The following is a 20,895-nucleotide window of genomic DNA, read 5'->3' on the forward strand; positions in this document are numbered from 1 at the left end:
AATCGGTTTCGCCGCTGAGCATCGGCGGATTGCTGCTCGGCGACAGTTGCGGGACAGCCCCGGATTCGCACCGGCGTTCCCGCGGCGAGTTGGACGATATCGCCGCGTCGAAGCGTGCGCGGTCCCAGCTCGGGTGGTCGAGGACGAATCACCGGGCAGCAGAACGCCGTTCGACAGCGGCCTGCGCACGCTGACGGCCGGACGGTTGCGCGTGGAGAGTGCCGGGCTGGGTCGCGGAAATCGGCGGGAGAGAAATGGTGGCCGAGCGAACTCACGATGTCCGGCTGCCAGCCGAGACGGGGTTGCCTCAGGGGGCCAGCTGGATGCGCAGAATCGTTCCGCGCTCGGTACCGGCGAGGAATTCACCGGGACGGCCGGGCACCGCCGCGACCGACGTCATCGGCTCGGCCGTGAGAACTTGGCAGGACTGGCCGCTCGGATCGATCCGGACCAGCTGGCCGGACAGCGTGGTCACATAGACCGCGCCCGCGTCGTCTACCAGCAGGTCGTCGGCGAAATCGGGGACGCCGGGAAGCGCGGACGTCAGATCGGCGAGGACGGTGCGATGCTCCGGTTCGGTGACCGGGAAACGCAGGACCCGCCCGAGCGGACCGCCGTTGGAGGTCAGGTACACCGTGCCGTCGCGCACGGCGATGCCGTTGGCGTTGAGCTCGGCTCGCTCGGTCCAGCCCGCGTCGACGACGCCGTCGCGACCGATGCGGATCACGCCGGTCGCGGAGGCGACGTAGAGCGTGCCGTCGGCGTCGAAGGCCGCGCCGTTGGGCATCGTGAATCCGGACACGAAGATCTCGGGGCGGGGTTCGGCGGCGGCCGGGTCGAATCGGACGACGCCGCCGGGGCGCACGACGCTGGTCGGCGAGTCGCCGTAGACGGCGTACATCAGCCCGTCGGGTCCGAGCCGGACCGCGCCGGGAAACTCCACCCGTACCGTGGCGGTCAACCGCCCGGCGTCGTCGTAGCGCTGCACCTCGTTGCGGTACAGCCGGGACACCCAGAGATTGCCCTGCCGGTCGAAGGCCAGGTTCTCCGACCAGTCCAGCACCGCGACGGCAGCGGGCAGCGCGGTCGTCGACGTCGCGTGCGCGCAAGCGGGGCTTGGTTCCGCGATCGCGCTCGGGGCGGCGACTCCGGCGCAGGCCAGAGCGACGGCGAGCGCGGGAACCGCGCGCCGCAAAAGCGCGGGCAACTCGACGATCGACACCTGGGACCTCCTGATCTGCACCGCGACGCGCGCAGTGTAACTCCTATTTCCCTGGGATGGTGAAGTCCCCTGAAGTGCAGAAGGTTTGGCACTATCAGTGCATGCTCTACTTCGACGGCACGCGCGGCAGGCTGCACTATCGGCGCTGGACGGTCGACCACCCCGCGGCGGTGGCGATGCTACTGCCCGGTATCGGCCAGCACAGCGGCCACTACCACCGGTTCGCCCGATACCTACGGACGATCGGTACCGAAGTGTGGGGGCTGGACACCGCGGGCCACGGCCTCAGCGAAGGCGATCCCGCGCATCCCGGCACCCTCGCCGAGCTGGTCGCGGACGCGACCAGGCTGGTGGAACTGGCGCGCGTCGAACTGCCGGACACGCCGTTGGTGCTGATGGGCCATTCGCTCGGCGCGGTCACCGCGCTCGGCATGCTCGGCGCCGCGGTCCCGGACGCGAGCACGGCCACCGACCTCAACGCCGTCGAGGCGAACTTCCCGACCGTCCCGAGCATCGACCCCGGCACGCTGAGCGGTCTGGTGCTCTCGGCCGTGCCGCGCCGCGCGCTCGGCAGCGGTCTGCCCGGCGCTCCCGGCACCCCGCTTCCGTCCGACCTTCCGATCCTCGCGGTGCACGGGACGGAGGACCGGCGCGCCCCGATCGATGCGATGCGGGTCTGGACTGGACGCCACGAATGGGTAGATTTACGCGAGTACGCCGACGCCGGGCACGATCTGCTGCACGAGCCGGTGCACGCGCGGGTCGGCGCCGACATCGCGGACTGGATGCAGAGCGTCGTCGTGGGGTTGGCACGGCAAGCGTGAACCGAGTACGGCCGCACGACGCGGCACGATGAGGAGACAAGGGGGACGGGGCGGTGCAACCACAAGACAGCGCGATGCGGCCACAGGTCACGGCACTGAACCAAGCGGTCGACGAGGGCAGGCTCTGGATCGACGGCGTGCTGGTCGCCGACGGCGCGCCCGAACGGTGCGCCCGGCGCTACGAGCAGCTCGCCGACGAGGTGGAAGCGCAGATCGGAGTGCTGAGCGCGGCCGTATCGCTCCCCGGTTTCGGCGGTTTCGCCTCCGGCGCCGCACTGCGGAGCGGTTTCGAGGACAAGGCCGAGGGCGCGATCGCGAGGCTGCGCGACTACGCCGACTCGGCGCGGGCGCTCGCCCAGACCTTCCGCGCCGCCGCGACGGCCTACACCGAGGCCGACACCGAATTCGCGGCCGCTGTCGCCCGGGTGGACGCGACGGGAGCCGCGCATGCGTGAGATTCCGTACCAGACCGAACGCGCGCCGCACACCCGCGTCGATCCGGCCTACGCGCCGAGCGTCGAGGTCTTCGACAACCTCACCCACCAGGAAATCCACGGCAAGGTGCAGCTGCTCGACCCGGCGGTGCTCAACGCCGGTCAGCAGGCCTGGCAGACCTCGGCGACCGGCCTGACCGAGTCGGTCGCGCAGGCGCACAACGAGATTCGCTCCACCATCGCCGACGGCTGGCGCGGCGGCGCGGCGCAGACCGCCGCCGACGCGGTGCGTGATTTCGAACAGCGCGGCCAGCAGCTCGCCGATGTGATGGCGGCGGTGGCGCAGCGACTCGGCCAAGCGGGCGACGCCGCCGAGACGTTGCGGTCCGCGGTCGGTTCGCCGTCCGGCGCGGAGCCGGATCTCGCTGCGGCACTGCTGGATCCGAATCAGGCGACCGGCAACATCACCACCCAGAAGACCACCGAGCACGACCGCCAAGACGTCGTGCAGGCCATGGACACCATCTACGCCGACGCGTTCCTGCGAAGCGGTTCGGGGGTCCCGGCGTTCCCGGACGACGCGCCGATCGTCCCGACGGGCATCACTCCGGGCGGCAGCACACCGGGCACTGCTCAGGGCATTCCGGCCAGCACGGTGAATAGCCCTGAAGCCCAACCTGTTTCGACACTCGCGCCGACGCCCGCGCCGATCGCGGAACGGGTGCGGGAGACCGAATCCGAACCGGAGCGGTCCGCGGCCACCGACACGACCCCGGCGACGGTGACCCCGGCGTCCGCCGGACCGCTCACCGCCCCATCCGTCGCGGACACGACGCCCGCCGCGGCCAAGCCCGTCATCGTCGCGGCCGACGCGCCGGCGGCCGCTGCCGCCTCGACGACGGAACGCGCACCGCGCCAAGGCCTTTCGGCACCGGTCAGCGCCGCCTCCGCCGCGCTGCCCGGCGCGACGCTGCCCGGCAGCGGCACGACCGCCACCGAGGACGAGCGCAAGCGCGAGGAACGGCGCAGGGAGGCCAACAGCGAGGCCGTCACCGGTATGGGCGCGGGCGCCGTCGGCGGGCTGATGGGCGGCGCGCTCGCCGCGGCCGACACCACTCGGCACGGTTCCAGCGTCGCGTCCAAGGCCGCGGCCGCCCGCGCCGAGGACGAGGACGACGAGCTGCACTGGATCGACGACGACCTGACCTTCCTCGAACCCGCGGACGAAACGGGCGAGCTGATCGGCGAACTCGATCCGACCACGCCACCGGTCGTCGGCGAATGGACCGAGCTGGAGTGAACTGGACGCTGACCCCGGACCAGTTCGCCATGGCCTGGGAGCGCACCGACGGTGACCGTATCCCGTACCCGCTGGCCGTTCGGCTCTCGGCACGCGACTCGGTGGAGCGAGCGGCCCAACTGCCCGCACTGGACGCGTGGTGCGAGCGGACGCTGGACGCCGATCTGGAGGCCGCGCTGCGGCTGCTCGCCCGGCCGACCGTGCGGGTCGAGGTGTTCGGCGAGCACCGACCGACCAGCCGCACCGCCGTGCCGGACGACGAACAACTCACGGACGCAGCGGAATTCGCCATCGGTGCGTCCGCGGAGCAGTCGGACGCCCCCGTCCACGGCGCCGTCAAGCCCGTGCGTGTCCTCGGCGTCGCTTCCGGCAACGTCGCGGTGGTCGCCGCACAACGCCCTGGCCCGACACCCGACCGCGGCGGCGACATCCGCTTGGTCGTCGGCAGCCCGAAAAGCCTGCCTGCCCGGGTGATCTCGATGCTTCCGGAGAACCCGCCCGGCACCGTGGCCCGGCTCAGTTCGCCGCTGTCGCGGGTCAAGGAGGACAGCCGCGATCTGGTGACCGTTCCGGTGTCGGGTCCGTCCGCGCCCGCGCGGATCCGCCGCCTGCTCGCCCGTCCGCGCGACGGCATCGGCCAGATCGTCGTGTCCGTCCGCCGCGCCGACGAGCTGAAGCCGTTCGGGGTGCTGTGCTGGATCGATGTCGCCGAGGACGGTCGCTACGCCGTCCGCACCGGCGCCGACGTACACATCGCGCCGGTGACCGCGGAGACCTTCGCCGCCCACCTGCGCCCCATGCTGACCGCAGCCGAGAAGACCACCGCGCGATCCGAGCGGTGGTAGCGCCCGCCCCGGCGCTGGTAGACCTGTAGCCGTGCCACTCTACGAATTCGAAGGCAAGCGACCGCAGGTCGATCCGACGGCGTTCGTCGCGCCGACCGCGACGCTGATCGGTGACGTGCGGGTCGAGGCGGGCGCCTCGATCTGGTACGGCGCGGTGCTGCGCGCCGACCTCGCCCCGATCACCATCCGGGAACGCGCCAACATCCAGGACAACGCCGTGCTGCACGTTCCGCCGGACGTGCCGATGGAGATCGGCCCCGGCGCGACCATCGCGCACAGCGTGGTCTTCCACGGCGCGTCCGTCGGCGCCGAGGCGATCGTCGGCAACGGCACCACGGTGCTCGACCTGGCCAAGATCGGCGCGGGCAGCATGATCGCCGCGCATTCGCTGGTGCCGCCGGGCACCGAGATCCCGGACGGTGTGCTCGCGGCCGGTGCCCCCGCGGAGGTGAAGCGCCCGATCGAGGGCACCCAGGCGCAGATGTGGGTGCAGCTGAACCCGGGGTTCTATGCCGAACTCGCGCAGCGGCACCGCAAGGGCATCAGCGAAGTCGGCTGACCGGTCCGGCGGCGGCGCTCAGTTCAGCAGATCGGTGACCTCGTGGTCGGCGAGCTGGTGGAAGTCCCGATAGGCGACGCCGACGCCGCCGAGGCTGCGCGGCACCAGCGGACACACCACCTCGTCGGCCTCGGCCTCCACCCGGCGGATCGCCTCGATGGAAGACACCGGAACGCCGACGACGACCCGCGTCGGCTGGTGCAGGCGCGCGACCCGGCAGGCGACCACCACGGTCGCGCCGGTCGCCATCCCGTCGTCGACGATCACCACGGTGCGCCCGGCGATCGGCACCGGTTTCGCGTCGCCGCGCAGCACCTCCCTGCGCCGCTCGAGTTCGGCGCGCTCTTCCTCCTCGATCGCCGCCAGCCTGCGCTGGGTGACGCCGGTGTGCGAGAGCACGTCCGAATTGAGCACCCGGACGCCCTCCTCGCCGATGGCGCCCATGGCCAGCTCCGGCTGCCACGGCACACCGAGCTTGCGCACCAGCAGAATGTCCAGATCGCCCCCGATGATCTCGCGCACCGCCGCGGCGACCGGGACACCGCCGCGGGGCAGACCGAGCACCAGCGGCTTCGACGCGCGCAGGTGTTCCAGCTGGGCACCCAGCGCGCGACCGGCGGCGGTCCGATCGGCGTAGATCATCGATTCGAACGCTACTCCGGTGCGCGCTCGGTGATCGCGAATCGGCGCAAGGCCAGGCTCGGGTTGGCGGTGCGCACCGTCGCCAGGTGCGCGAGGTCGATGTCCGCGGTGAGCACACCGGGTTCGTCGCCGAGTTCGGCCAGCACGCTGCCGGTGGGGTCCACGATCATCGACGCGCCCGCGCCGCGCGGCGCGCACTGGTCGGCGGCGAGCACGTACACCGTGTTCTCGATGGCCCTGGCTCGGAGCAGGGTCGTCCACTGGTCCACTTTGGCCGGGCCGGGGATCCACTGCGCGGGCAACACCAGCGCCTGCGCGCCCGCGGCAGCGATGCGGCGGAAGCCCTCGGGGAAGCGCAGATCGAAACAGGTCTGCACGCCGAACCGCACGCCGTCGACCGCGAAGATCGGCGGCGCCTCGATCGCGCCGGGCTCGACCACGTTGGATTCCAGGTAGCCGAAGGCGTCGTAGAGGTGCACCTTCCGATACCGCGTCACGAGTTCGCCGTCCGGCCCGAACACCAGCAAGGTATTGCGGATGCGGTCCGCGCCGGGAGCCACCTGCTCGACCATGCCCGCCACGAGATGCACCGCGAACTCCCTGGCGATCGCACCGAGTCCGGTGGCGAACGGGCCGGTCAGCGGCTCGGCCACGGCCACGACGCGTTCGTCGAGCCGGGTCACGGCAAACATCGAGTATTCGGGCGCGACCACCAGCCGCGCGCCGCGGCTCGCGGCGGTCCTGACGTGCTCGCGCAGCGCGGCGAGATTGCCCGCCGGATCCTTCCCCGGGGCGAACTGGACGACGGCGACCGCCACCGGAGAGACGGGCTGATCCTGATGTTCGGGCACGTTGTTCAGTTGCATAGGTCTCACCGTATTGGCCCGGTGGCCGGGACGACCACCGCCAGGCAGTAAACTCCTGGTCAATGAACAACAATGAGGTCGACAGCGTTCCTGGCGACAATGACAGGGACCCGGCTGGGAGCGAAACGGCTTCCCCGGCTGCCGGCCCGTCGTTCGCCGATCTGGGTATCGATGACCGCATCCTGCGGGCCATCGCCGACGTCGGTTACGAATCGCCATCGCCGATTCAGTCGGCGACCATTCCGCCGCTGCTGGAGGGCGCCGACGTGGTCGGCCTCGCCCAGACCGGCACCGGCAAAACCGCCGCATTCGCGATCCCGATCCTGATGGGACTGAAGCCCGAGGGCAAGCATCCGCGTGCGCTGATCCTCGCGCCGACCCGGGAGCTGGCCATCCAGGTCGCCGAGGCGTTCGGCCGCTACTCCGCGCACATGCCCGGTCTGCACGTGCTGCCGATCTACGGCGGTCAGAGCTATGGCGTGCAGCTGTCGGGTCTGCGCCGCGGCGCGCACGTCGTCGTCGGCACGCCGGGCCGGGTCATCGACCACCTGGAGAAAGGCACGCTCGACCTCTCCCAGCTGCAGTACCTGGTGCTCGACGAAGCCGACGAGATGCTCAAGATGGGCTTCCAGGAGGACGTCGAGCGGATCCTCGCCGATACGCCGACCGACAAGCAGGTCGCGCTGTTCTCGGCGACCATGCCCTCGGCGATCCGCAAGATCTCCAAGCAGTACCTGCACGACCCGGTCGAGATCACGGTCAAGGCCAAGACTCAGACCAACACCAACATCACCCAGCGCTGGGTGCAGGTCTCGCACCAGCGCAAGCTGGACGCGCTGACCAGGGTCCTCGAGGTCGAGTCCTTCGAGGCGATGATCATCTTCGTGCGCACCAAGCAGGGCACCGAAGAGCTCGCCGAGAAGCTGCGCGCCCGCGGTTTCTCCGCCGCGGCGATCAACGGCGACATCGCGCAGAACCAGCGCGAGCGCACCATCGGCCAGCTCAAGTCCGGCGCGCTGGACATCCTGGTGGCCACCGACGTCGCCGCGCGCGGCTTGGACGTGGACCGCATCTCGCACGTGGTCAACTACGACATCCCGCACGACACCGAGTCCTACGTGCACCGCATCGGCCGCACCGGCCGCGCCGGGCGCAGCGGACAGGCGCTGCTGTTCGTCGCCCCGCGGGAACGCCATCTGCTCAAGGCGATCGAGCGCGCCACGCGCCACCCGCTCGAGGAGATGCAGCTGCCCAGCGTCGAGGACGTGAACGCGCAGCGCGTCGCGAAGTTCGGCGACGCCATCACCGAGAACCTGTCCTCGGCGAATCTGCCGCTGTTCCGCAAGCTGATCGAGGACTACGAGCGCGAGCACAACATCCCGCTCGTCGACATCGCCGCCGCGCTGGCGGTCGGCTCCTACGACGGCGACAACTTCTTCATGGAGCCGGAGCCCGAGCCCGAGCGGCGCGAGCGGGTGCCGAGGGAACGGCCCGCGCGCCGGTTCGACGAGGACCGTCCCGCGGCGTCGCACCACCGCGGCACCGGCACGGAGCTGGCCACCTACCGGATCAGCGTCGGCAAGCGGCACCGCGTGGTGCCCGGCGCGATCGTCGGCGCCATCGCCAACGAGGGTGGTTTGCGGCGCAGCGACTTCGGGCATATCAGCATTCGGCCGGACCACAGTCTGGTCGAGCTGCCCGCGCAGCTGCCCGCCGAGACGCTGGAAGCCTTGCGGCGCACCAGGATCAGCGGCCAGCTCATCCAGCTGCAACTGGACCAGGGCCCGCCCTCGCACCGCTCGTTCAGCCGGGGTCCGCGCCGCGACCGCGACGCGGGCAAGCGCCCGGAGCGACGCAAGCCACGCTCCTGAGCCGGGCGGGGTAACCCGAGGTCACGCAGGCTAGCTAGGGCTAGCTAAGGTGTTGCCGACCGGCGCGCACGCCAGCGCGCCTGGTGCGGGTGTCCCGGCGAAGACACAGGAGGGGCGCGTTTGTTCGTGTTCGGTGATCGTGTCGTATGCGCCGCCGCTGATCTCGTGCGCGCGGCGCGCTGTGAATTCGCGTTGCTGCGTGCCCTCGACACCGAACTGGGCGCGCTTCCGGACGACATCGAAGCCTCCGCCGCGCGAAATTTCGCGACCGAGCCGCACCGCGTCGACGATTCCCGCGAACGCAGGCTCGCCGATTTTCGCGACCGCTACGGCAGCGGCATGGTCGAGATCCGCCAGCCGCCACAGAATCCGGACGATCCGGAGGGACGGGTGGCGGCGCTGCGGGACGCGCACGAGCGGACACAGGCCGCGCTGCGCGAGGGCGTGGCGGTGGTGCACAACGCCACCTTCTTCGACGGCGGGTTCGCGTGCGCGTGCGAGTACCTGGTCCGTGCGAGTCATCGGGTGCGCTACACCGTGCACGGCGCCGCGGCCACACCGTGGGACCGGGTGGGCACGGCGCTCGAATCGGCCGCCTGCGCTGTGGCTTTGGACGCGGGCGGCGGTCTCACCGCACCCATGGCCCGGTTGCATCTCGGCGCGGAGAGCACCGACCATCCGCTCACCGATCTGGTTCCGGTCTACCTGGCCAGGCGGCGGCGCGTCGAACGGATCGTGGAGGACAAGCTCGGCGAACTGCTCCCCGTCCAGTGGGGCGATCCGCGGTATCTGGCCTGCGGCCACTGCCCCACCTGCACGGCCGAGCTGACCGCCGCGCGCGATCTGCTCCTGGTCGCGGGCATGTCTCCCGCCGCGCGCGCCAGGCTGCGCGAGGCCGGGGTGAGCACCATCGACCGGCTGGGCGGGCTGGACGGCGCGGTGCATGGACTGCCGCCGCGCACCGTGACCACGCTGCGCAGGCAGGCGGAAATCCAACGGCGCAGCGAGGATTCGGGCCGTCCCGCGCACACGCTCGTCGACGCGCTCGCGCTCGCCGGGCTGCCGCCCGCGACACCGGGCGATCTCTCGCTGACCGTGGACACCGACGAACGGGGACGCCTCGCGGCGATCGAGATCGGCGCGCCGGGCACTGTACACCTGTCCTTGCGCGCGCCGTTCGCCGCGGCGGCCGCCGACGAGAACGCGGGCTGGCGGGACGCGCTGAGCCGGGTACTCGACCTGCTCGCGCACCGGCGACGGTCCTTCCCGGACATGCGCGTCTACCACTACACCGCCGAGGTGCGCTCGGCGCTGCTGCGCTGGACCGGGGAGTCGGGCGTCGGCGAGGAGGTCGCCGACGAGTTGCTGCGCGACGGTGTGCTCGTCGACCTGTATCCGATCGTGCGCAACGCGCTGCTCGTCGGCGAGGACTCGTACGGTCTGAATCGGCTGCGGCGCCTGCTGCCCGAGACCGCGGAGGCGCCGGAACCCGCCTGCGTCACGGTGCTTCGTCTGCGCGACTGGCTGCTGGAGCTGGCCGACCAGCACACCGATCCCCTAGTGCGCGCCGACCGGTATCCGGCCCCCGAACCACCGCAGCTCGCGCCCATGTCCGGCCCGTCCTCGGTGGAGGCGGCGCTCGCGGAATACGCGGCGGCCCAAGGGAACCCGGACCATCCCGCGGCGCTGATGGCCGCTGCTCTCGGCTACCACCGGCGCGAACGTCAGCCGCTGTGGTACTCGCACGCCGACCGGCTCAGCCACCCCGTGCACGAATGGCCCGACGCCTCCGGCGTGCTGATCGCCGACTGGGGCACGGTGGACACCAAGTGGCATCACAGTCCCAATCGCCCGTCCATGCGCAGGTATTTGACGCTGACCGGCCGGATCGGCACCGGTCGCGACGGTGGCGGCGCGGCCGCGCTCGCGCCGGGCGCGACCGTCTACACCTACTACGACCGCCCGGTGGCCGCGGGCATGCGCACCGCGGCAGGTGAGCGCGGCACCGCGACGGCCACGGTGCTCGGCTGCGCGGTGGACGCCGATTTCGACGACACGGTCCGGCTGGAGGAACTCCTACCGGACGGCTGCGAACCCTACGACGACCTACCCATCGCCATCGCGCCGGGCCTGCCCGCCTGGGACGAGAACGCCGAGGCCGCCATGGAATCGGCCGCGCAGAGTCTGCTGATGACACTGCCGGAGATCCCGGATTGCCCGCTGTTCGACATCCTGGCCCGGCGGGCGCCGCGACTGCGCGGCGGCGCGCCGCTGCCGGAGGTGCACGGCGACCATGCCGCCGCCATCACCGCGGCCACCCGCGCGTTGGACGAGTCCTACCTGGTGGTGCAGAGCCCGTCGGGGACCGGGAAGAACTCCACCGTCGCGCGGGTGCTGGAACGGCTCGTCGTCCGGGACAAGTGGCGGATCGGCGTTGTGGCGCAAGCGCATTCGACGGTGGAGAGCCTGCTGGACGCGATCGTCGCGGTCGGAGTGCTTCCGGAACTGGTGGCGAAGAAGGACGCCGAGGCGGTGGCGCCGGAGTGGGCGGTGATCGACGGCGCTCGCTATCCGCGGTTCCTGGACAACGCCGTGAACGGGTGCGTCATCGGCGGGCTGGCCGCCGACTTCGCCGACGACGCGATGATTCCCCCGGACAGTCTCGACTTGCTGGTGATCGCGGACGCGGGCCGGTTCCCGCTGGCGGAGACCGCGACGGTGGCGGGCAGCGCGCGCAATCTCCTGCTGCTCGGCGACCCACAGCCCACCGCGGCGCGCAGCGCGCATCCGGGGCCGGTGGGCGAATCGGTCCTCGGCTGGTTGCTCGCCGACCGCGGCACCGTGCCGCCCGAGCGCGGGTACCTCCTGGACCGCACCTGGCGGATGCATCCCCGGGTGTGCGAGCCGATCTCCCGCCTGTTCTACGACGGCAGGCTGCGCTCCAACGAAACCGTCACGCTGGCCAGGCGACTCGACGGCGTCGAGCCGGGGATCGGCACCGTCCTCGTCGATCACTACGGCGATGCCACCGAATCGGCGGCCGAGGCACGCGAGGTGGTGCGCCAGGTGCGCGCCCTGCTCGGCCTGCCGTGGACGATGGGCGCGACCACGCGGCGGCTGCACCCGCACGACATCTTCGTCGTCGCGCCGTACGGCGCTCAGGTCGGCCGGATCCGAACCATGCTGGCACGCGCCAAGATCGAGGACGTGCTCGTCGGCACCGTGGACCGCTTCCGCGGCAGGGAGGCCGCGGTGGTGCTGCTGTCGATGACCACGTCGAGCCCGGCCGACGCGCCGCACGGCATGCCGTTCCTGTTGTCGCCCAACCTGGTTCGCGCCGCGGTGTCGCGGGCCATGTGGCGCGCGGTGATCATCCGGTCACCGCTGCTCACCGAGTATCTGCCCGCCGCGCCCGACGACCTGCCGGACCTGGCCCGCTTCCTGCAATTGGGCTGAAACGCGCTCGGCTCAGCCGAAGTTCTTGCCCTCGCCGCGGTAGGTGGGCACGGTGCTGCGGCTGCCGTCCGCCTCGACGAGGTGCACCCGGTCGAACCGCTCGCACAGTTCACCGGCCTTGGCGTGGCGGAACCACACCCGGTCGCCGATGCGCAGTTCGGCGGCGGCCGTCAGCGGGGTCTGCACCTCACCGGCGCCCTCGGTGCCGATCAGCCGTAAGCCGCTGGGCCACACCGGCTTCGGCACTCGGGACGCGCCGGTCGGACCGGAGGCGATGTAGCCGCCGGCGAACACTGTCGCGATGGACGGCGTCGGCTTGCGCAGCACGGGGGTGGCGAAGAACAGGGCGGGCCGCGGGGTGAAGGCGCGGTAGTGATCGAACAGCGTCGGCACGTAGAGCCCTGATCCCGCGGTCACCTCGGTGACATCCGGATCGGCGATGCTGACCTCGATGGAGCCGGTGCCGCCGCTGTTGACGATCTCCAGCTTGCCGGCCACCGAGCGCACCGCGTCCAGCACCCGCGTCCGGCGCTTGGCGATCTCGGCGGCCGAGGCCCGCTTGACCAGCCGCACCGCGGCATTGCTGTCGGGCAGCCCGGCGATCTGCGCCTCGTAGGTCATCACGCCGACCACGTCGAAGCCGCGGTCCAGCGCGGCGCGGGCCAGCGCGGCGGCCTGTTCGGGGGTGCGGACCGGCGAGCGGCGCACGCCGAGGTGCAGCGGTCCGATCCGCAGCGAGGCGTCCACGTCCAGGCAGACGCGGGGCCGCACCCGGTTACCGACGGCCAGGCGGATCAGCTCGAGCTGTTCGACGTCGTCGATCATGAGGGTGATCGCACCGAGCGAGGTGGCGTCGGCGGCCAATTCGGCCAGGGCCGCGCGGTCCACGGTCGGGTAGCCGAGCAGGATGTCGCGGGCGCCGAGACCGACAAGCCAGAGCGCCTCGCGCAGGGAGTAGGACATGATGCCCGCGAAGCCGTCGGCCGCGGTCAGCTCGCCACCGAGCACGGCTTCCAGGACGGCGCGGCAGCGCACGGACTTGCTGGCGACCCGGATCGGGACGCCGTTCGCGCGGCGGACCAGGTCGGCGGCGTTGGCGCGCAGCGCGGTCAGATCGAGCGCGGCCAGCGGCGGGTCGAGGTCGGCGGTGGCGGCGTGCAGTCCGGCGATCGGCGATGTCTCGCTCACCCGAACAACGTAACCACCAAACTGGTCACACGTCCAGTATTGGCCGGGATCAGACTTCGGCCGCCCGGGTGGCCAGGCCGCTGACCAGGTCGTCCGACACCACCAAAGTGGTCTCGTCGTTGCAGTCGGCCAGCCAGCGCAGCACGGCCCCCTGCAGGACGGACACCACGTAGGTGGCGATGTCGTCCACCGGCTCCAGCCACTGGGTGCCGGAGCGATCGGCGCAGAGCTGCAGGAAGTTGCCGACCTCGGCGTCCATCTCACGGAACATGGCCGCGGCGACCGCCGGATCGGGCATGGGTTCCGACCGCACTTCCCAGCGCTCGCGCAGCGTCTGCACGGCCGCCTCGTAGGCGCGGATCTGTTTGGTCGGCGCGGCCTTGACCAGCGGCCAGTACGCGGTGACACCGGCATGCAACAGCACCCGCAGTGCCCGCACTCCAGTGATATCGAGCGAGGCGGCCGCCTTCTCCACGGCCTCGCAGATCGTCGGCCGCAACCGACTCTCCACTATTTCTCCACGTGCGCTCAACGACGACTCCCTCGGCGAAAGAACTCGCGCACCTCCATTGGCGCGACTCGCTGAACGTGGGCGAGCTGCCAGAAAATCCCCAGGCTGCCCGGTCCAACGTTCATCAATGGTAGAGGGTTTTCGGGGTTTGAGAACGGGTTCAGCGGGTATTCCAGACTGGAAGAATGTTTTGTTACCCAAACGGAATGACTCTGCAACGCTGCAGTGTCCCCACCGATCGGCGTTCCTGGGCGACTCCCGGACCCTCGCGGCCGGAAGACACACAATGCTCCACCTTACGGTCCGCTGCGACGCACCTGTCACCACTGTGGCGAAGCGCACAATAGCCCCGTGTAACCGGTTCGCCCCGGTGTCCGGCGTTCGATCCGGGGACGACTCCGGTGGCGGATAGCCTGGATCGGTGACTCTCCCCCCTCCCGCCGATCAGTTCTTCCTCTCCGGCACGTTCAACTTCCGCGACACCGGCGGCCTGCGCACGGTCGGCGGCGCCAAGGTGCGCCGCGGTGTGCTGCTGCGTTCCGCGCAGCTCAGCGGTCTCGACGCGGACGGCCACCGCACGCTGCGCGAAATCGGCGTCAGCGAGGTCTTCGACCTGCGCGGGGTGCGGGAGATCGACCACATGGGCCACGACAACCTGCCCGACGGCGTGCGGCGCAGCGTGACGCCCTTCGACTCGCGGATGGGCGAGGCGCCGCCGCACGAGACGCGCACCGGCTCCGCGTACGACCACATGCTCGAGGTCTATCGCGAGTTCCCCGCGCTGCCGGAGGCGAACTCGGCGATCGTCTCGATCGCGGAGTCCATCGTGCGCGGCGACGGCGCGGTGCTGGTGCACTGCGCGGCGGGCAAGGACCGCACCGGCTGGGCGGTCGCGACGCTGCTGCGCGCGGTGGACGTCGTCGAGGAGGACGTGCTCGCCGACTACCTGCTCAGCAACGAGGCCGTCGCACCGCTGCGCGCGTTGATCGAGCCCACCCTGCCGCCGGGCGCGAGCTTCTCCGAAGACCTGCTCGGCGTGCGCGAGGAGTACCTGGGCATGTCGCTGGAATCGGTACGGCAACTGCACGGGGACTTCGATCGCTACCTCGACGTCGTCGGGCTGACGCCCGAGTTGCGCGCGCGGTTGCGCGACCGGCTGCTGGAATAGGTCACCGCTCAGGCGATGTCGCGCCGGACCAGACCGTGCGCGTCGATCGACACCTGGTCGCCGGTGTGGAACCAGCTGCCGGTGAATCGGTGCGCGGTGGTCTCCGGGTCGTTCCAGTACCGCGGGGTGACATTCGGTCCGCGACAGAGCAATTCGCCGTGCCCGGCCCCGGCCCGCGGACCCCACAGCGCCAATTCGGTACCGCCGAACGGGAATCCGAGGACGCGGCCCGCGTCGGCGGGCGTCTCGGTGTCGTCCACGGCGAGGCCGATGCCGCTGGTCTCGGTGGCGCCCCAGACCGACCAGTGCCGGGCCGAGGGAAACGCGTCGCGCAGTGCGGCCGCCAGACCGCTCGCGGTCCGTTCGGCGCGATGCCCGGCGCTGCTGACCCGGCTGATGCCCTCGGTGGGCACGCCGTCGGCGCGCAGCGCGGCCAGCTCGGGAAGTAGTCCCGCGAAGATGCGCGGCGTGCCCGAGACCATGTCGATCCGTTCGGCCACGATGGCTTCCGCGAGACCGCGGCCGTCCTTGGCGAGCACCACGGTGCCGCCGACCGCGAAGGTGGGCAGCAGCTGGTCGACGCATCCGCTGGCGTGCGCCAGCGGAGGCAGGACCAGGTTGCGCACACCGTCGGTGGGCAGGTCCAGCGCGGCGACCACCGAGCGGACCGCCGAGAGCAGGTTCTCGTTGGTCAGTTCGACGCCCTTGCGGGTGCCGCTGGTGTAGCAGAGCAGGGCGAGATCGTTGAGCGCCGCGCCGTCGTCGATGAACGCGGCGCCGTCGGGCAGTTCCACCTCACCGCCGCGCGAACCGCCACCGAGCACGAAATCCGCCTTGCTGTCGGCGATCACCTGCTCGGCCACCTTCGCGGGAAGGCCGTCGTGCACCAGCACCGGTACCGCGCCGCTGAGCAGCGCCCCGAGGAACGCCTGCACCCAGCGCGCGCCCGCGGGCATGTGGATGGCGACCCGGTCGCCGTAGCCGACGCCGTGTTCCTGCAGTCCGCCCGCGATGCGCGAGGCCGAGTGCCACAGCTCCCGGTAGGTGAGCCGGGGCCCACCGAGCTCGACGACCGCCTCGCGCGCCGCGAAGGCGTGCACCTGTAGATCGAGCAGCTCGGTGAGCGCCGGGGTGAGGTTGCCGTAGCGCAACACTCCGTCCGCGCCGCGGGCCAGCGGGTTTCCACACGCGGGCGACTGAGTCAGGGGGTATTCGACCAAGAGCTGCGACATTTGTCCTCCGCGAGATGCCTTTAGCTGCCAGGCACCTGCGACTATATGACGCGGATCACAATTTCGCGGGAATAGTCGAATTACCGTGTCCCCGCCGTCACTGGCCCGTGTACGTCGCCTTGCCCGGTCCGACCTCGAGGAAACTGCGCACCGCGCCGCGCAGATCGTCGGTCGCGAAGAGTTCGCCGGACACCTCCGGGGTCACCGAATCGGCGTGTGCCACACCGCCGGAGCGCCAGGCCTCGACGATCCGCTTGGTCGCGGCGTGCGCCTTGGTCGGGCCCTGCGCCAGCCGGTGCGCGAGTTCCCGCGCCGCACCGTCGACGTCCTCGTGCACGCCGTTGACCACGCCCCACTCGGCCATGGTCGCCGCGTCGTAGAGATCGCCGGTCATCACGAATTCCCGCGCGCGGCCCGACCCGGCGCGTTCGGCGAGCCGCTGCGGGCCGCCCATGGACGGGGTCAGTCCGACCACCGTCTCCACCAGACCGAACTTCGCCTTCGGCGCGGCCAGGATGATGTCGCAGGCCAGCGCGATCTCGAAGGCGGCGGTCAGGGTGAGGCCGTGCGCGGCGAACAGCACAGGACACGGCAATGCCTCGAGCGGATGGATGATCTGCGCGAACAGCGAACGCCACAGCTCGGCGCCCTGTTCGATGGTGAGGCCGTCGAACACGTGCACGTCGACGCCGCCGGAGACCACCTTGCCCTCTGCGCGCAGCAACAGCGCGCGCGGCGGATTCGCGCTCAGCTCGGCGATGTCCTGCACCAACGCGTCGAACATCGCCCGATCGAAGAGGTTCAGCGGCGGATGGGCCAGCGTCAGGACGGCCACCTCCGCGCCACCGTCGGTGATTTCCCGTTCCAGCCGAGTGGCCCTTGTTTCGCTCATTGCGCCAGCCTAGAACCTCCGTCTGCCAGACTGATCGTGTGACCAAGGCGGCATCGGAAAGCGGTTCGTACGTCGAACCGGGTGAGTTCAAGCGGGACACCAACTACATCACCACCCGCATCACGGCCGACGGACGCGACGGTTATCCGGTGGAGCCGGGCCGGTATCGGCTGGTCGCGGCGCGCGCGTGCCCGTGGGCCAATCGCACGCTCATCGTGCGCAGGCTGCTCGGCCTGGAGGACGCGCTCTCGCTGGGCCTCTGCGGCCCCACCCACGACAAGCTGAGCTGGACCTTCGATCTCGATCCCGGCGGCGTCGACCCGGTGCTCGGCATCCCCCGGCTGCGCGACGCCTACCTGGCCCGCTTCCCCGACTATCCGCGCGGCATCACCGTCCCCGCGGTGGTCGAGATCTCGACCGGTCAGGTGGTCACCAACGACTACGCCAGGATCACGCTGGACTTCTCCACCGAATGGACGAAGTTCCACCGGGAAGGCGCGCCCCAGCTGTACCCCGAGCCGCTGCGCGCCGAGATCGACGAGGTCAACGACGTCGTCTTTCGCGACGTGAACAACGGCGTCTACCGCTGCGGCTTCGCCGGCGCCCAGGACGCCTACGAGGCGGCCTACGACCGGCTCTTCGCGCGGCTGGACTGGCTCTCGGATCGCCTTGCCGGACAACGCTTCCTGGTCGGCGACACCATCACCGAGGCCGACGTGCGGCTGTTCACCACGTTGGTCCGCTTCGACGCCGTCTACCACGGCCACTTCAAGTGCAACCGGCAGAAGCTGAGCGAGATGCCGGTGCTGTGGGCCTACGCCCGCGACCTGTACCAAACCCCGGGTTTCGGCGACACCGTCGACTTCGCCCAGATCAAGACCCACTACTACGTGGTGCACACCGACATCAATCCGACGAAGGTCGTCCCGAAGGGACCTGACCTGAGCGACTGGCTGACCCCGCACGGCCGCGACGAGTTCGGCGGCAGGCCGTTCGGCGAGGGCACCCCGCCGCCACCACCGCCGCTGTCGGAGCGGGTGCCCGCCCTGCGCGGTCCGGCCTGACCGGCGGAGGTCGTCGTTTCGGGTGGCGCGCCACGGGAACCCGGAACACGAGCCGGTTCGTTGTCGTGTTGGGCCGACGATGGTTCGGTGCCATAGAGTTCTGGCAGCGAAGGCTGAGACTTAAGGGGTGTTGCCGATGAGGCACGGCGCGTTCGAGAAGACCGTGGTCGCCTTGCTCGAAAACGGGTCGAAGCTGCAGGCGCCCGCGGTCGAGAAGTACATCGATCGGGTCAGGCGCGCCCATCCCGACGAGACCCCGGCGCAGATCCTCGACCGGATCGAGCGCCAGTACCTGCTCGCGGTGACCGGTAGCGGCACCGCGGCGGGTGCGACCGCGGCGATGCCCGGCGTCGGCACGGTCGCCTCGCTGGCCACCATCACCGCGGAGACGGCGTTCTTCCTGGAGGCCTCGGCGCTGTACACGCTGGCGGTCGCCGCGGTGCACGGAATCGCGCCGGAGGCCAAGGAGCAGCGCAGGGCGCTGGTCCTCGCAGTGGTGCTCGGCGATTCCGGCATGGAGATCGTGGAGCGCTCGGTCGGGCAGTCGGCCAAGAACTGGGGCACCCTGCTCGCCAACCGGGTCCCGGGCCTGTCCGGCATGAACGACTCGCTGATGAAGCGGTTCATCGTGCGGTTCCTCACCAAGCGGATGGCTCTGATGGCGGGCAAGGTGATCCCGATGGGCATCGGCGCGGTCATCGGTGGCGTCGGTAACCGCGCCCTCGGCAAGACCACGGTGCACAACGCGCAGAAGGCCTTCGGGCCCGCGCCGGCCTTCTGGCCGGTCGACCGGCAGCTCGTCGTCGAGGCCGATCCGCTGCCCGCGCTCGACGCCACCCCGCCACGCTTCCCCGCCGACCCGAAATGACCCCAGCCAAAACGGCTTTGGTCGTTCGCGGCCTGAGCAAGCGGTACGAACTCGGTTCGGCCGTCGAGAACGTCGGCTTCAGCGTTCCCGCGGGGAGCACCGCGGCGCTGGTCGGTCCGGCGGGCTCGGGCAAGACCACCATTCTGCGGATCCTGCTCGGTCTGCTGGAACCGTCCTCGGGCAGCGCGGAGATCAGCGCGTCGCCGGTGGGCGGGATGCTCGTGCCGCGCGGACTGCATCCGAAGCGCGCCGCCCGGGACCACCTGCTGGTGTACGCGGCCGCGGCCGGAGTTCCGGACGCGCGGGCCGACGCGACGCTCGAGGCGGTCGGCATGAAGGATGCCGCGCGCGTCAAGACGGGCGCGCTCTCGATCGGTCAGCAGACCAGGCTGGCGCTGGCCACCGCGTTGCTCACCGATCCTCCGGTGCTCATCCTCGACGAGCCCACCGAGGGACTCGATCCCGCCGAACGCGGCTGGCTGCACGATTTCCTGCGCAGGCACACCCGCCGCGGCGGCACGGTGCTGCTGACCAGCGCGAGCCTCGCCTCGGTGGTGGCGATGGCCGATCAGCTGATCGTGGTGAGCGAGGGTGCGGTGGTCTACCAGGGCACTCCCGCGAAACTGCGCCGCAATCACCCCGACCGGCTGGTGGTCGCCGCGTCCACCCCGGTGGCGCTGGCCACGATGCTCGCCGCGCGCGGCTACACGGACGCGGTCATCCGGCCGGACGGGCGGCTCGCGGTGGCCGAGGCGAGCGAGGCCGAGATCACCGACGCGGCCAAGGCCGCCGGTGTGCGGCTGGACAGCGTCACGCCCGATCCGATCCACCCCGACCGAGTCCTCGCCTCGCTGACGAAAACGAACAAGACCGCGGCGCCGATGTTCCCGCCGCCCGCGGCGCACGCACCCCATCCGCAGCCGACGCCCTACGGGATTCCGCGATGATCACTCTGCCACCGGACCTGGTGCCGCCGGTCAACTCCGAGGTCCGCAAGGTCTACACGCTGCGCTGGTGCCTGGCGCTCGGGGTGACGCTGCCCGCCATCGCGCTGGTGGCCGCCACGGTGACCTCGGTGCTGGCCGGGCCGGCTGACCCGAAGTCCGCGCTGGCCACCGGGGCCGCGACCATCGGGCTGTATCTGGCGCTGGCCGCGACGATCCTGGCCGCCGCCGTGTTCGGCGCCGCGGGTGCGGGCGGTGAGTTCCGCTATCGGACCATGCCGGTGACCTCGCTGTTCACCGCGGATCGCGATCGGCTCGCGGCGGCCAAGCTGCTGGTCACCGGCGCGTACACGCTGGCGGTCACGGTGCTGGTCGAGGTGTGCGCGTTCGCCTGCCTGCTGGCGTTCGGCCGGGGCAAGTTCGAATTCGGCACCCGATTGCTGACGGTGTTCGGCACCGGCCTGCTCGCCGCGGTCTGCTGGTCGCTGCTCGGCGCCGGACTCGGGCTGCTGCTGCGCCAATCGACCGGTGCGGTCGCGCTGATCCTCGGCTGGCTGCTCGTCTTCGAGCCGCTGGTCTGGTTGGTGGCCAATGGGATCGGGCTCGGCGGCGTGGTCACCCTGCTGCCGGGGTCGGCGACCGTCGCCACCGTGGCGGTCGGCTCCTTCCCCGACAGCGACATCCTCGCGCCGACCCCGGCCGCCTTCGTCGTCCTACTGCTGTGGACGATCGGAATCGCCGGCGCGGGCTGGTGGCAGCTGCGCGGCCGCGATATGTGAGCCGCGACCGTCACCCGAGGGCGCGATCCCGCGCCCGCCCCGCAGCATCCGGAGCACCTCCCCGACGCCGTGCTCGATCTGGTTCAGCCGCGTGTCCATCCCGTCGAACCGCGTGTCCATCCCGTCGAACCGCGTGTCCATCCCGTCGAACCGAGCGTCCATCCCGTCGAACCGAGCGTCCATCGCGTCCAGCCGTGTATCGATCCCGTCGAGCCGCGAATCCATCCCCG

General features: G+C 71.0%; 20 protein-coding genes and 1 riboswitch. Of the genes, 12 read left to right on the forward strand and 8 right to left on the reverse strand.

All coding sequences use genetic code 11. From position 1 onward, the window contains the following. Positions 1-25: 25 nt before the first annotated feature. A riboswitch (cobalamin riboswitch) is annotated at positions 26-82 on the reverse strand. A gap of 225 nt (positions 83-307) precedes the next feature. Beyond that, on the reverse strand, positions 308-1,222 hold the full coding sequence (locus ABZV58_RS20820) for a hypothetical protein (protein ID WP_355001804.1): 915 nt from the start codon (positions 1,220-1,222) through the stop codon (positions 308-310). Positions 1,223-1,323: 101 nt separating this feature from the next. Between ABZV58_RS20820 and ABZV58_RS20825 the strand changes: the two genes are divergently transcribed. From ABZV58_RS20825 to ABZV58_RS20845, 5 genes are read left to right on the forward strand one after another with little or no spacing between them, the layout of a single operon-like run. Beyond that, positions 1,324-2,046: an alpha/beta hydrolase gene (locus ABZV58_RS20825; protein ID WP_355001805.1), complete on the forward strand. Its 723-nt coding sequence runs from the start codon at positions 1,324-1,326 to the stop codon at positions 2,044-2,046. A gap of 53 nt (positions 2,047-2,099) precedes the next feature. Continuing rightward, a complete protein-coding gene (locus ABZV58_RS20830) occupies positions 2,100-2,501 on the forward strand; it encodes a hypothetical protein (RefSeq protein ID WP_355001806.1) in 402 nt (133 codons plus the stop codon). After that, the gene (locus ABZV58_RS20835) at positions 2,494-3,780 is read left to right on the forward strand and encodes a hypothetical protein (RefSeq protein ID WP_355001807.1); all 1,287 of its coding nucleotides are present in this window, start codon (positions 2,494-2,496) and stop codon (positions 3,778-3,780) included. The genes ABZV58_RS20830 and ABZV58_RS20835 overlap by 8 nt, the downstream gene beginning before the upstream one ends. Beyond that, on the forward strand, positions 3,762-4,625 hold the full coding sequence (locus ABZV58_RS20840) for an ESX secretion-associated protein EspG (protein WP_355001808.1): 864 nt from the start codon (positions 3,762-3,764) through the stop codon (positions 4,623-4,625). The genes ABZV58_RS20835 and ABZV58_RS20840 overlap by 19 nt, the downstream gene beginning before the upstream one ends. Positions 4,626-4,656: 31 nt before the next feature. Then, on the forward strand, positions 4,657-5,184 hold the full coding sequence (locus ABZV58_RS20845; protein ID WP_355001809.1) for a gamma carbonic anhydrase family protein: 528 nt from the start codon (positions 4,657-4,659) through the stop codon (positions 5,182-5,184). 18 nt (positions 5,185-5,202) lie between these two features. On the opposite strand, the gene ABZV58_RS20850 is transcribed toward ABZV58_RS20845, so the two are convergent. Next, entirely contained in the window at positions 5,203-5,826 is a 624-nt protein-coding gene (locus ABZV58_RS20850; RefSeq protein ID WP_355001810.1) for a phosphoribosyltransferase family protein, read from the reverse strand. Between the two features lie 11 nt (positions 5,827-5,837). Then, complete coding sequence (locus ABZV58_RS20855; protein ID WP_355001811.1) at positions 5,838-6,692, reverse strand: carbon-nitrogen hydrolase family protein; 855 nt, start codon at positions 6,690-6,692, stop codon at positions 5,838-5,840. A 62-nt stretch (positions 6,693-6,754) separates the two neighbouring features. Between ABZV58_RS20855 and ABZV58_RS20860 the strand changes: the two genes are divergently transcribed. Beyond that, positions 6,755-8,563 carry a DEAD/DEAH box helicase gene (locus tag ABZV58_RS20860; protein WP_355001812.1) on the forward strand — a complete coding sequence of 603 codons (1,809 nt, stop codon included), beginning with the start codon at positions 6,755-6,757 and terminating at the stop codon, positions 8,561-8,563. Between the two features lie 126 nt (positions 8,564-8,689). Further along, positions 8,690-12,019 (forward strand): AAA domain-containing protein, encoded by a 3,330-nt coding sequence (locus ABZV58_RS20865; RefSeq protein ID WP_355001813.1) that lies wholly within the window; start codon positions 8,690-8,692, stop codon positions 12,017-12,019. A gap of 12 nt (positions 12,020-12,031) precedes the next feature. Here the strand turns inward: ABZV58_RS20865 and ABZV58_RS20870 are convergent, their stop codons facing one another. After that, entirely contained in the window at positions 12,032-13,207 is a 1,176-nt protein-coding gene (locus ABZV58_RS20870) for an amino acid deaminase/aldolase (RefSeq protein ID WP_355001814.1), read from the reverse strand. A 49-nt stretch (positions 13,208-13,256) separates the two neighbouring features. Beyond that, positions 13,257-13,739: a TetR family transcriptional regulator gene (locus tag ABZV58_RS20875; RefSeq protein WP_355001815.1), complete on the reverse strand. Its 483-nt coding sequence runs from the start codon at positions 13,737-13,739 to the stop codon at positions 13,257-13,259. A gap of 400 nt (positions 13,740-14,139) precedes the next feature. Here ABZV58_RS20875 and ABZV58_RS20880 point away from each other — a divergent pair, with 400 nt between their 5' ends. Beyond that, a complete protein-coding gene (locus tag ABZV58_RS20880; RefSeq protein ID WP_355001816.1) occupies positions 14,140-14,886 on the forward strand; it encodes a tyrosine-protein phosphatase in 747 nt (248 codons plus the stop codon). Between the two features lie 8 nt (positions 14,887-14,894). On the opposite strand, the gene ABZV58_RS20885 is transcribed toward ABZV58_RS20880, so the two are convergent. Both ABZV58_RS20885 and ABZV58_RS20890 read right to left on the reverse strand, forming a co-directional pair. Continuing rightward, complete coding sequence (locus ABZV58_RS20885) at positions 14,895-16,118, reverse strand: long-chain fatty acid--CoA ligase (protein ID WP_355001817.1); 1,224 nt, start codon at positions 16,116-16,118, stop codon at positions 14,895-14,897. 97 nt (positions 16,119-16,215) lie between these two features. Next, complete coding sequence (locus ABZV58_RS20890) at positions 16,216-17,010, reverse strand: enoyl-CoA hydratase/isomerase family protein (protein WP_355001818.1); 795 nt, start codon at positions 17,008-17,010, stop codon at positions 16,216-16,218. Positions 17,011-17,048: 38 nt separating this feature from the next. Here ABZV58_RS20890 and ABZV58_RS20895 point away from each other — a divergent pair, with 38 nt between their 5' ends. The 4 genes from ABZV58_RS20895 (at position 17,049) to ABZV58_RS20910 (ending at position 20,665) form a co-directional block, all read left to right on the forward strand. After that, complete coding sequence (locus ABZV58_RS20895; protein WP_355001819.1) at positions 17,049-18,074, forward strand: glutathione S-transferase C-terminal domain-containing protein; 1,026 nt, start codon at positions 17,049-17,051, stop codon at positions 18,072-18,074. A 136-nt stretch (positions 18,075-18,210) separates the two neighbouring features. Next, a complete protein-coding gene (locus tag ABZV58_RS20900) occupies positions 18,211-18,942 on the forward strand; it encodes a hypothetical protein (RefSeq protein WP_355001820.1) in 732 nt (243 codons plus the stop codon). Next, entirely contained in the window at positions 18,939-19,889 is a 951-nt protein-coding gene (locus ABZV58_RS20905; protein WP_355001821.1) for an ATP-binding cassette domain-containing protein, read from the forward strand. The genes ABZV58_RS20900 and ABZV58_RS20905 overlap by 4 nt, the downstream gene beginning before the upstream one ends. Then, on the forward strand, positions 19,886-20,665 hold the full coding sequence (locus ABZV58_RS20910; protein WP_355001822.1) for an ABC transporter permease: 780 nt from the start codon (positions 19,886-19,888) through the stop codon (positions 20,663-20,665). The genes ABZV58_RS20905 and ABZV58_RS20910 overlap by 4 nt, the downstream gene beginning before the upstream one ends. On the opposite strand, the gene ABZV58_RS20915 is transcribed toward ABZV58_RS20910, so the two are convergent. Next, the coding region (locus tag ABZV58_RS20915; RefSeq protein WP_355001823.1) for a hypothetical protein at positions 20,600-20,895 on the reverse strand (296 nt) is incomplete at its 5' end. The two genes, ABZV58_RS20910 and ABZV58_RS20915, sit on opposite strands and share 66 nt — an antisense overlap.

Source organism: Nocardia sp. NPDC004654 (assembly GCF_040609595.1).
In the GTDB taxonomy this organism is placed as follows: Bacteria; Actinomycetota; Actinomycetes; order Mycobacteriales; family Mycobacteriaceae; genus Nocardia.

Excerpts from the sequence above, each read along its gene's own strand:
- ABZV58_RS20825 (WP_355001805.1), top strand. The coding sequence starts at position 1,324 with ATGCTCTACTTCGACGGCACGCGCGGCAGGCTGCACTATCGGCGCTGG.
- ABZV58_RS20835 (WP_355001807.1), top strand. The coding sequence starts at position 2,494 with ATGCGTGAGATTCCGTACCAGACCGAACGCGCGCCGCACACCCGCGTC.
- ABZV58_RS20840 (WP_355001808.1), top strand. The coding sequence starts at position 3,762 with ATGGACCGAGCTGGAGTGAACTGGACGCTGACCCCGGACCAGTTCGCC.
- ABZV58_RS20850 (WP_355001810.1), bottom strand. The coding sequence starts at position 5,826 with ATGATCTACGCCGATCGGACCGCCGCCGGTCGCGCGCTGGGTGCCCAG.
- ABZV58_RS20855 (WP_355001811.1), bottom strand. The coding sequence starts at position 6,692 with ATGCAACTGAACAACGTGCCCGAACATCAGGATCAGCCCGTCTCTCCG.
- ABZV58_RS20860 (WP_355001812.1), top strand. The coding sequence starts at position 6,755 with ATGAACAACAATGAGGTCGACAGCGTTCCTGGCGACAATGACAGGGAC.
- ABZV58_RS20885 (WP_355001817.1), bottom strand. The coding sequence starts at position 16,118 with ATGTCGCAGCTCTTGGTCGAATACCCCCTGACTCAGTCGCCCGCGTGT.
- ABZV58_RS20890 (WP_355001818.1), bottom strand. The coding sequence starts at position 17,010 with ATGAGCGAAACAAGGGCCACTCGGCTGGAACGGGAAATCACCGACGGT.
- ABZV58_RS20900 (WP_355001820.1), top strand. The coding sequence starts at position 18,211 with ATGAGGCACGGCGCGTTCGAGAAGACCGTGGTCGCCTTGCTCGAAAAC.
- ABZV58_RS20905 (WP_355001821.1), top strand. The coding sequence starts at position 18,939 with ATGACCCCAGCCAAAACGGCTTTGGTCGTTCGCGGCCTGAGCAAGCGG.
- ABZV58_RS20910 (WP_355001822.1), top strand. The coding sequence starts at position 19,886 with ATGATCACTCTGCCACCGGACCTGGTGCCGCCGGTCAACTCCGAGGTC.